This window comes from Cytobacillus praedii, assembly GCF_001439605.1.
GTDB classification, from domain to species: Bacteria; Bacillota; Bacilli; order Bacillales; family Cytobacillaceae; genus Cytobacillus; species Cytobacillus praedii.
Map to the genome: position 1 here is coordinate 1 of NZ_LMBX01000050.1, position 7,718 is coordinate 7,718.

General features: G+C 38.8%; 9 protein-coding genes and 1 other RNA gene. 7 read left to right on the forward strand and 3 right to left on the reverse strand.

Going from position 1 to position 7,718, the window contains the following annotated elements:
- Positions 1-91: 91 nt before the first annotated feature.
- The 3 genes from ASU02_RS25245 to ASU02_RS25255 form a co-directional block, all read right to left on the reverse strand.
- Positions 92-760: a deoxynucleoside kinase gene (locus tag ASU02_RS25245; protein ID WP_057768408.1), complete on the reverse strand. Its 669-nt coding sequence runs from the start codon at positions 758-760 to the stop codon at positions 92-94.
- The gene (locus ASU02_RS25250; RefSeq protein WP_057768411.1) at positions 757-1,398 is read right to left on the reverse strand and encodes a deoxynucleoside kinase; all 642 of its coding nucleotides are present in this window, start codon (positions 1,396-1,398) and stop codon (positions 757-759) included. The genes ASU02_RS25245 and ASU02_RS25250 overlap by 4 nt, the downstream gene beginning before the upstream one ends.
- 202 nt (positions 1,399-1,600) lie before the next feature.
- On the reverse strand, positions 1,601-2,887 hold the full coding sequence (locus ASU02_RS25255; RefSeq protein WP_057768415.1) for a LysM peptidoglycan-binding domain-containing protein: 1,287 nt from the start codon (positions 2,885-2,887) through the stop codon (positions 1,601-1,603).
- A gap of 143 nt (positions 2,888-3,030) precedes the next feature.
- Between ASU02_RS25255 and tadA the strand changes: the two genes are divergently transcribed.
- The 7 genes from tadA to ASU02_RS25285 all read left to right on the forward strand — a co-directional run bounded on the left by tadA (position 3,031) and on the right by ASU02_RS25285 (position 7,459).
- On the forward strand, positions 3,031-3,561 hold the full coding sequence (gene tadA, locus ASU02_RS25260; protein WP_057768418.1) for a tRNA adenosine(34) deaminase TadA: 531 nt from the start codon (positions 3,031-3,033) through the stop codon (positions 3,559-3,561).
- Positions 3,562-3,637: 76 nt separating this feature from the next.
- Positions 3,638-3,902, forward strand: an RNA gene (gene ffs / locus ASU02_RS26175) — signal recognition particle sRNA large type.
- Between the two features lie 121 nt (positions 3,903-4,023).
- Complete coding sequence (gene dnaX / locus ASU02_RS25265; RefSeq protein WP_057768421.1) at positions 4,024-5,718, forward strand: DNA polymerase III subunit gamma/tau; 1,695 nt, start codon at positions 4,024-4,026, stop codon at positions 5,716-5,718.
- Positions 5,719-5,736: 18 nt separating this feature from the next.
- Positions 5,737-6,057, forward strand: a complete 321-nt coding sequence (locus ASU02_RS25270) for a YbaB/EbfC family nucleoid-associated protein (RefSeq protein WP_057768422.1) — start codon at positions 5,737-5,739, stop codon at positions 6,055-6,057.
- 218 nt (positions 6,058-6,275) lie between these two features.
- The gene (recR, locus tag ASU02_RS25275) at positions 6,276-6,872 is read left to right on the forward strand and encodes a recombination mediator RecR (RefSeq protein WP_057768424.1); all 597 of its coding nucleotides are present in this window, start codon (positions 6,276-6,278) and stop codon (positions 6,870-6,872) included.
- A gap of 20 nt (positions 6,873-6,892) precedes the next feature.
- On the forward strand, positions 6,893-7,111 hold the full coding sequence (locus tag ASU02_RS25280) for a YaaL family protein (RefSeq protein ID WP_057768426.1): 219 nt from the start codon (positions 6,893-6,895) through the stop codon (positions 7,109-7,111).
- Between the two features lie 84 nt (positions 7,112-7,195).
- The gene (locus tag ASU02_RS25285; protein WP_057768428.1) at positions 7,196-7,459 is read left to right on the forward strand and encodes a pro-sigmaK processing inhibitor BofA family protein; all 264 of its coding nucleotides are present in this window, start codon (positions 7,196-7,198) and stop codon (positions 7,457-7,459) included.
- The last annotated feature ends 259 nt before the right edge of the window (positions 7,460-7,718 follow it).

Consider the following 7,718-nt stretch of genomic DNA (forward strand, 5'->3'; position numbering starts at 1 on the left):
TCTGAGATTTGGTGTGGTAACTTTATCTTATCAGAAGTGGTCTTTATTTTTTATGCAAAAATAATCAAAGCAGGTGGGTTTTGTCCCAGCCTCATTTTTTTAATAATTGTGTTTGCCGTAAAAAGTCCGAGATACGTTCGACAACGGGTTCAACTGAATCTTCATGATTGATAATATCATAATCATTAATATTAAGTCTCAGTACAGGGCACGCGTTAAATGTATTAATCCAGTTTTCATAGCGCTGATGCATTTCCTCCCAATAGGCAATCGGTGTCTGCTGTTCCATTGGGCGGCCTCTTTCTTGAATTCGGGAAAGAATATCGTCCAGAGAACCTTCAAGGTAGATAAGGAGATCAGGATGTGGGAAATAAGGCGTCATAACCATGGCTTCAAACAGGCTAGTATACGTTTCATAATCCGTTTTGGACATTGTCCCTTTTTCAAAATGCATCTTAGCAAAGATGCCTGTATCTTCGTAGATAGAGCGATCTTGAATAAAGCCGCCTCCGTATTCAAAGATACGTTTCTGTTCTTTAAACCGCTCTGCAAGGAAGTAGATTTGTAAATGGAAGCTCCAACGGTCAAAGTCAGCATAGAATTTATCTAAGTAAGGATTGGTATCAACCTTTTCAAAGGAGGTGCGAAAGTTTAGTGCCTGGGCAAGTGCATTTGTCATGGTTGATTTCCCGACTCCAACTGTTCCGGCAATGGTAATCACTGAGTTTGCCGGGATTTCGTATTTATTTCTTAAATTCATGATTGAATGCTCCTCTTTTTCAATAATGTAGATAGCGTATCAAGTATATAAGATAAGTCATTTTTGTTTTTTACAAAGTTTAGATGATCGCCGTTGAATCGCAGTACTGGAATGTCTGGATGTTTTGCTTCAAAGTCATTTATGGCATTCTCATAGTCAATGGATAATTGCTCTAAATACAAAGGGCTAATATTTCTTTCAATCTCTCGTCCTCTAAGCTTAATGCGGGTTAAGAGTGTTTCAAGGCTGGCATGTAAATAGATAACCACATTTGGTTTAGGCATATCATTTGTTAATATTTCATAGATTTTTAAATATTTCTGGTATTCGACAGTATTTAGTGAACGGCCGGCAAATATTAAATTTTTTAATATATGATAATCTGCAACGACAGGTTTATTTTTATTTAAAAAGTGATTGTTTATATCACCTAGCTGCTTATAGCGGTTGCATAGAAAAAACATTTCTGTCTGAAAACTCCATTCTTCAATATCCTCATAGAATTTCCCTAAAAATGGATTTTCATCAACAATTTCTTTTAATAAAGCAAATTGAAACTGTTCGGCTATCTCTTTGGCAAGAGATGTTTTTCCGACACCAATTGGCCCCTCTACAGTAATAAAAGGTGTTCCCCCCATAGATTGCCCTCCTACTCTTTACTCTTTCCTATTCTATTTTTATAAAATTGTATCCTTTAGGACTCTATCGTTCATTAATGACACAAAAGATATTTTATCACACTATTAGGTGGGAGGGATATGGAATTTCAATGGGGAAGGAAATGAAAAAACAGCTGTGCAAATGGCCAGCTGTTAATAGGTGAGAAAATTAAGATTTTCGTTAAGCTCTCTTTACTACATTGAAATTTCCTGTGATTAAGAGCCAATTTTGCGGAAAAGACAGACCGAGCTTCCAATAGCTCATCCCTCTTAAATTCAGTTCTTTCATCAAATTAAATTTAGCTTGAATGGACCTAGCGTCTTCAAACCAAACTTCATGCTTCTTGCCTGCATTGTCTACATAGTTGAAAAATGGAGCCTGTGCTTTATTGTCATATTGAATGGCCACATTGTTGTTTGCTGCAATCTGAATCGCTTGCTGGGGACTGACTGCTCTAGCTGTTGAACCTTGCACAAATGGCAGTGTCCAATCATAGCCGTATAAATTTTGCCCCATCATAATTTTTGTGGAGGGCATTTCGCTTATTGCATACTCGATTACATCTCTTACAGGTCCAATTGGCGAAACAGCCATAGCTGGACCCCCGCTATACCCCCATTCATAAGTCATGATAACAACAAAGTCGACAATCTCTCCATGTGCTCTGTAATCATGTGCTTCATACCATTTTCCAGGCTGATCTGCTCTTGTCTTTGGTGCAAGAGCTGTAGAAATCATCCACCCCTCTTGCCGGAATCGTGCTTTTGCTTTTCGAAGAAATTGATTATATGCTTCCCTATCTTCTGGGCGCAAAAACTCGAAGTCAAAATGGATATCCCTAAAGCCATATTTCTTTGCTGTCGTTACGATATTGTTTAGAAATCGATCTTGAATTGGCATATTGTTTAAAAGGATTTGCCCAAGTTCAGCATTGAATTGATCATTCTCCTGATTTGTAATGACCATCATTAATACATTGTTATTTGCACGAGCAATAGCAGGAAAATTGTTAAGAAGTGGTTCCTTCAGTGAGCCATCACGGAGCGCTTGGAAGCTGAAGGGTGCTAAGTATGTTAAATGCGGTGCAGCTTCTCTTGCACTAGCTTCTAAATTAGGAGCAACCGTTGTTCCTCTTGGTTCTACATAGGCATTAAACTCTGCTTTTGTTTTTGGGCGAGGAGGAATATAAAGTCGAAGCCCCATTTGAAGCGGCTGATTAACAGAAATGCCGTTTACAGAAGCAAGTTCTTGAAAAGAAATGCCGAATTTTCTAGAAATTGAATATAAGCTATCCCCAGATTGGACCCAATAAAATTGGCCAATAATTGGAATAACAAGGGTTTGACCGATTACAAGATTGTTTGGATTCGGAAGTTCATTGGCTTCTACAATATCACTAACGCTTGAACCGTAGGCTTGTGCAATCCCAAATAAGGATTGGTTTGGCTGAACAACATGAATTTGCAAGTTATTCCCTCCTAGATTAAACCGAATGGGGCAGTAATTGAAATAAATGGTCTGATCAGAAAATAGTCATTACAACATTTTATGAATGGGAGAAAAAAGAAATGATATAATTTATAGAGGAATAAGTAAAAGGAATGAGAAGGATGCAGCAAAATGTAGACAAAGATGAAACATACATGATAGAAGCAATAAAAGAGGCTGAAAAAGCGCGGGAATTAATGGAGGTTCCGATTGGTTCAGTTATTGTGCTTAATGGGGAAATTATTGCTCGTGCACATAATTTAAGGGAACACAACCAAAGTTCGATTGCTCATGCAGAACTAATGGCTATTGATCAGGCATGTCAATCACTTGGAACATGGAGGCTAGAAGATGCCGTTTTGTACGTGACACTTGAACCATGCCCGATGTGTGCTGGAGCTATCATGCTTTCTCGAATAAAAAAGGTAGTCTATGGTGCCAGCGATCCAAAGGGCGGATGCGCAGGGACATTTATGAATTTGCTTCAAGATGAACGGTTTAATCATCAGAGTGAGGTTGTATCTGGGGTTTTAGAAAGAGAATGCGGTGAACTTTTATCTACCTTTTTTAAAGGGCTGCGTTTGCGTAAAAAGGAAGAAAAGAAACAACGAAAGTTACAATTGGAGATAGAAGAAGGAATTAACAATGGATAAGCATTGATTTTTACAAATGATATTAGTATACTTAGATTGTGTCATTCGATGGCACTTAAATATGGTTTCAACTTTGCCGTGCTAGGTGGGGAGGTAGCGGTGCCCTGTACTCGCAATCCGCTCTAGCGAGGCTGAATCCCTTCCCGAGGCTGATGTCCTGTAGGGCCTGCCTTAAGTAAGTGGTGTTGACGCCTGGGTCCTGCGCAATGGGAATCCATGAACCATGTCAGGTCCGGAAGGAAGCAGCATTAAGTGGACACTCCCATGTGCCGCAGGGTTGCCTGGGCCGAGCTAACTGCTTAAGTAACGCTTATGGGCGTCAGTCGACGGAAGGTGCACGGCAGTTTAACTATTATAAATGAAACTCATCTCAATTGAGATGAGTTTTTTATTTGTTTCCTTTTAAAAAAGAACAGGGATACGTTATAATGGTGGAAGAGTGCACAGGAAGGGGGCGTGTCGATGAGTTATCAAGCTTTATATCGCGTTTGGCGGCCACAAAGCTTTATAGATGTTGTTGGACAGGAGCATGTAACGAAGACATTGCAAAACGCCCTGCTTCAGCAGAAAATATCGCATGCTTATTTATTTTCTGGTCCACGAGGGACTGGGAAGACAAGCGCGGCAAAAATTTTAGCAAAAGCCGTTAACTGTGAAAGGGCCCCGGTGAATGAGCCATGCAATGAATGTGCATCATGTAAGGGAATTACCGATGGTTCCATTCCAGATGTGATCGAAATCGATGCAGCGTCAAACAATGGTGTAGAAGAAATAAGGGATATTCGCGATAAGGTGAAATATGCACCAACCTCAGTGAAATATAAGGTCTACATTGTTGATGAAGTACATATGCTTTCCATTGGCGCATTTAATGCACTATTGAAAACACTTGAAGAGCCTCCAAAGCATGTCATTTTTATTTTGGCAACAACAGAGCCGCATAAGATCCCGCTTACGATTATTTCAAGATGTCAGCGATTTGACTTTAAACGTATTACGGCGCAGGCAATTGTTGGGAGAATGAAGCTAATTGTTGAGGAGACTGGTGTTCGTTGTGATGAACAAGCCCTGCAAATTGTGGCAAGGGCTGCTGATGGCGGGATGCGTGACGCATTAAGCTTACTAGATCAAGCTATTTCCTTTAGTGAGGATCTCGTAACGATTGAAGATGCATTAACAGTCACTGGTGCTGTATCACAAGGTTTTCTTAATAAATTAGCAAATGCTGTTCTTGAAAGAGATGCTGCTGCTGGCTTGGAGTATCTTGAGGAACTGCTTTTTCATGGAAAAGATCCTTCCCGATTTATAGAAGATTTTATTCTATATTATCGAGATATGCTGCTTTTTAAAGCTGCACCAAGATTAGAAGAATCGTTAGAACGAGTCATGCTCGATGATGAATTCCGAACACTTGCAGAAAATGTAAAACCAGAAGAGCTGTATAAATTAATTGATGTATTAAATAAGGCGCAGCAAGATATGCGGTGGACAAATCATCCACGGATTTTTCTTGAAGTTGCAATTGTTAAACTTTGTCAGCTTGAAGGCGGAATACAAGCATCGCCAACTGGTGATCTTCAACCATTACTGAATAGAATTAACCAGCTTGAACAAGAGATAAGCGATCTAAAACGAAATGGGCTTGCTGTGATTGATGAAACTCAAACGGCTGCTCAAAAAAAGCCGCAAAGAAGCTCAAGAAAAGGATTTCAGGTTCCTGTTGGTAAAATTAACGAAATACTAAAGCAGGCGACAAAGGAAGACCTAAAAGTTATAAAGAGTCAGTGGGGCGATATGCTCAATCGGCTTGTTCATAATCAAATGCGATCCCAAGCAGCTTTATTAAATGAAGCTGAGCCTGTGGCAGCATCTCAAAATGCTTTCATTATTAAATTTAAATATGAGATTCATTGTCAAATGGCGATGGACAATGCTAAGTTTTTAGATACATTAGCCAATATAATGAATGAATTATTAGGGAAACGAATGCAAATTTCGGGTGTCCCTGATGAGCAATGGCAAAAGATTAGGGAAGACTTTCTGCATACTCAGCATGATGGCGAATCCGATGGGGGTATAAACCAAATGGAGGAAGAGCCGCTGATTGCTGAGGCGAAGAAGTTATTTGGAGAAGGTTTAATAGAAATTAAAGAATAATAATTGGAGGAAAAAACGATGCGTGGAATGGGAAATATGCAAAATATGATGAAACAAATGCAAAAAATGCAAAAAAAGATGGCGGAAGCACAAGAAAAGCTTGGTGAAGAAAGAATTGAAGGAACAGCTGGAGGCGGAATGGTTACAGTTGTTGTTTCCGGACATAAAGAGGTGCTTGAAGTAAATATCAAGGAAGAGGTTGTAGACCCTGAAGATATTGAAATGCTTCAAGATCTTGTATTGGCAGCTACTAATGATGCTTTGAAAAAAGCAGATGAATTAACTAATAATACAATGGGTCAATTTACTAAAGGGATGAATCTCCCAGGAATGTTCTAAGACAGCTGATCCTAAAAGATAAGAAAGTATAACTTTGGAGATAGAGAGTTGTCTAACTCCAGCGCCTATCGCGAGTCAAACTTCAGGTCCCATATGATAAGTCGATATCAATTTGCTCTGCTTATTGAGCTCCTTTCATAGGTATTAAAGGACTAGGGGAATTCTGCGTTTGTACGGGTATGACTAAGGCGCTTGCGCTTTTCTTAGGAGGAATAGATATGCATTATCCTGAACCGATATCAAAGCTGATTGACAGCTTTATGAAATTGCCAGGTATCGGCCCGAAAACGGCCGCTCGTCTGGCTTTTTTTGTACTAAGTATGAAGGAAGATACTGTACTTGATTTTGCAAAGGCTTTAGTCAACGCTAAAAGGAATTTAACTTATTGCTCTATTTGCGGTCATATCACAGATCAAGATCCTTGCTATATATGTGAGGACCAAAAGAGAGATCGAACGGTTATCTGTGTGGTCCAAGATCCAAAGGACGTGATAGCAATGGAAAAAATGAAAGAATATCATGGTCTGTATCATGTACTTCAAGGAGCTATCTCTCCAATGGATGGCATTGGTCCAGAGGATATTAATATTCCAAGTCTTTTAAAGAGACTTCAAGATGATACAGTGCAAGAGGTTATCCTTGCAACTAATCCGAATATTGAGGGTGAAGCAACAGCGATGTATATTTCAAGGCTCTTAAAGCCATCAGGGATCCGCGCCACACGTATAGCGCATGGACTGCCAGTTGGAGGAGATCTTGAATACGCTGATGAGGTGACACTTTCAAAAGCACTAGAAGGAAGAAGAGAAGTTTAAGAATAATGGAGGCGGAATAGATGTTATTTCGCAAAAAAGGCTGGCTTCGGAAGGAATTTGATAGTCAGCTATTAGAAAAGGTAAATGAGTTGAAGAATTCTTGGAATGGTCAACGACAGCTGCTAGAAAAAAGCTTTGACCCTTCCGCAGAAGCAATCAGTCAGGCGAAAATTGCTGAAGCTAAATATTTCTTTCTTTTTAAAGAAGTGAGGAAAAGAAAGATAACAATTAGAAAATAAATAGCATGTCCTCCTTTCTAGGTCTTAAATGTACATTCATATCATAATATGAATGTACAAGTATCTTGAGAGGAGGACTTTTTGTTGGAGCCTGTTGTAGTAATCTCCATATTAGGAGGATTAATTATCTTACTTTTATTTATTGGAGCCCCTCTAAAGCCAGTTAGATTTATTGGTCAAGGCGTAATTAAATTACTTATTGGCGCACTTTTTTTGTTCTTTTTAAATGCGTTCGGCAACCAATTCGGTATACACGTACCTATAAATCTTATTACATCTTCTATTTCAGGTTTTTTGGGGATTCCTGGCTTGTTTGCTTTAGTAGCTATTCAAACGTGGATTATTTAATGGACAGCTGATTTTTTTATTAGCTGTCTATTTTTTAAAAGAAAAGGATTGACTGTATTAGTGAGAGGTGATAATATATTAAAAGTCGTCACCAAGAGTTAGCAGTAACAACCTTAAAAAGTTGTTGACAATAAATTTGATAAATGTTATATTTATTAAGTCGCTTAACGGTGATTGGTAAAAATTGCTCTTTGAAAACTGAACGAACAAAAAACGTCAACGTTTAAAACAAGTTTTAAAACTTAAGAGCTAATCTTAC